The sequence below is a fragment of the Brevundimonas abyssalis TAR-001 genome (genome assembly GCF_000466985.1).
GTDB lineage: Bacteria > Pseudomonadota > Alphaproteobacteria > Caulobacterales > Caulobacteraceae > Brevundimonas > Brevundimonas abyssalis.
Genome location: NZ_BATC01000110.1, coordinates 1 through 2,035, shown reverse-complemented (window position 1 = coordinate 2,035; position 2,035 = coordinate 1). Strand labels below are relative to the sequence as shown.

Below are 2,035 nucleotides of genomic sequence, written 5' to 3'. Positions count from 1 at the left end.
GCCGCCCTCAAGGCCATCGGCACGGGTTCGCCGGACGAGCGCATGGCGCGGGCCGATCTGGGCTTCGCCCTCGGCCGGATGCTGGACGAAGCCGGGGCGTATGACGAAGCCTTCGCGACGTACGCACAGGCCAACCGCGACAGCCGCCTGATCCCGGGGCCGCCCGGCGCGCGCTATGACCGGGCGGCGCAGGAGACGGTGGTCGACCAGCTGATCGCGGCCTTTCCCGACGCCGGGGATGGCGAGGGCGGCGAGGACGCGCCCCTGTTCATCTGCGGCATGTTCCGCTCGGGCTCGACCCTGACCGAGCAGATCCTGGCCGCGCACAGCCGGGTCACCCCAGGGGGCGAGCTTGAGCTTTTGCCCGCTCTGGTCCGGCGCGACCTTCAGCCCTGGCCCGACAGCCTGAAGACACTGGACGAGGGCCGCATCGCCTCCCTGCGCGCGGCCTATCTGGACGGTTTCCGGACGCGCCTGCCGGGCGCCGATGTGATCACCGACAAGCGGCCGGACAATTTCCTTCACCTGGGCCTGATCAAGACCCTGTTCCCGCAGGCGCGCATCATCCACACCCGCCGTGACCCGCTCGACAACTGCCTGTCGTGCTGGTTCCTGCACCTGAGCCACGCCATGCCGTGGGCGCTGGATCTGGAGGACACGGCCCACTGGCTGATCCAGCAGGAGCGGCTGATGGACCACTGGAAATCCCTGTGGCCCGACGACATCCACACCCTGGACTACGACGCCCTGGTGGCCGACCCGGAGGAGAAGGTGCGCGGGCTGCTGGATTTCTGCGGTCTGGCCTGGGAGGACGGCTGCCTGTCGTTCCACGCCCTGGACAACGCCGTGCGGACCGCCAGCGTGTGGCAGGTGCGCGAGCCGCTCTATCGCCGGGCCTCGGGCCGGTGGCGCAACTACGCGCCCCATCTGGGACCGCTGAAGGCCGCCCTGGGCCGGGCCTGACTTTCGCCGACGCGCCCGGCGCTGTAGGGGAGCGGCATGACCGACCTGACCCCGCCCGCCGTCATCCTCGACAAGCCGCAGATGGCCGACAACATCGGCTCCGTCGCGCGGGTGATGGCCAATTTCGGCCTGTCGGACCTGCGGCTGGTCGCCCCGCGCGACGGCTGGCCCCAGGACCGGGCCTGGGCCACCGCCTCGGGCGCCGACTGGGTGCTGGAGGGCGTGCGCGTGTTCGACACCGTGGCCGAGGCCATCGCCGACCTGAACACCGTCTTCGCCACCACCGCCCGCCCCCGCGAGACGCGCCAGCCGGTGCGCACCCCGCGCGAGGCGTCCCGCGTGCTCTATGACGACACCGCCTCGGGCCTGAAGGCCGGGCTGCTGTTCGGCGGCGAGCGGGCCGGGCTGGAGACCACCGACATCGCCCTGACCTCGGGCATCGTCACCATCCCCATCGACCCGCGCCACCACTCCCTGAACCTGGCCCAGGCCGTGGCCATCAACGCCTATGAGTGGCGCACCCTGGTGCTGGACGCCCCGCCGCCGAAGTTTCGCCAGGGCGAGCCGCCCGCTTCAAATGACCTGCTGCTGGGCATGTACGAGCATCTTGAGACCGAGCTGGACGCCGGCGGCTTCTTCCATCCGCCCGAGAAGAAGCGCTCCATGAGCCAGAACCTGCGCGTCATGCTGGGCCGCGCCGCCTTCACCGAGCAGGAGGTGGCCACCTTCCGCGGCGTGATCCACGCCCTGTCCAAGGGCCGCGGCCGCGTGCTGGCCAAGCTGGCGGAGAAGAAGGCGCGCGGCGAGTAGCGGGAGGCCGGGATAATCCCGCATTTCCGCCGCCCAATGCCCTTGCACACAAGGGATTGGCCACCGATCGCGGTCGATTTCATCCCGCCCGTGTCAGGTCCCCTATCATGGTGCGATGAGCCCGGGACACCGCCCCCTCCACCCCTCCGCTCACCCCAGCGAAGGCTGGGGTCAGATGGCGCGCGCCGGAGGAAGCCGGAGATGCGTTGGGGCCCGTCTCCAGCCACCCCGCCTTATGATCTGGATCCCGGCCTTCGCCGGG

At 70.8% G+C, this 2,035-nt stretch carries 2 protein-coding genes; both read left to right on the top strand.

The genetic code is table 11. The features are described 5' to 3' along the window. Positions 1–963, top strand: a 963-nt coding sequence (locus MBEBAB_RS14695; RefSeq protein ID WP_045319477.1) for a sulfotransferase family protein, incomplete at its 5' end; no start/stop codon positions are given. 36 nt (positions 964–999) lie between these two features. Continuing rightward, entirely contained in the window at positions 1,000–1,773 is a 774-nt protein-coding gene (locus MBEBAB_RS14690) for an RNA methyltransferase (protein WP_021698773.1), read from the top strand. Positions 1,774–2,035 lie beyond the last annotated feature (262 nt).

What these genes read in the sequence shown, in the direction of transcription:
- MBEBAB_RS14690 (WP_021698773.1), top strand. Translation starts at nt 1,000, where the DNA reads ATGACCGACCTGACCCCGCCCGCCGTCATCCTCGACAAGCCGCAGATG.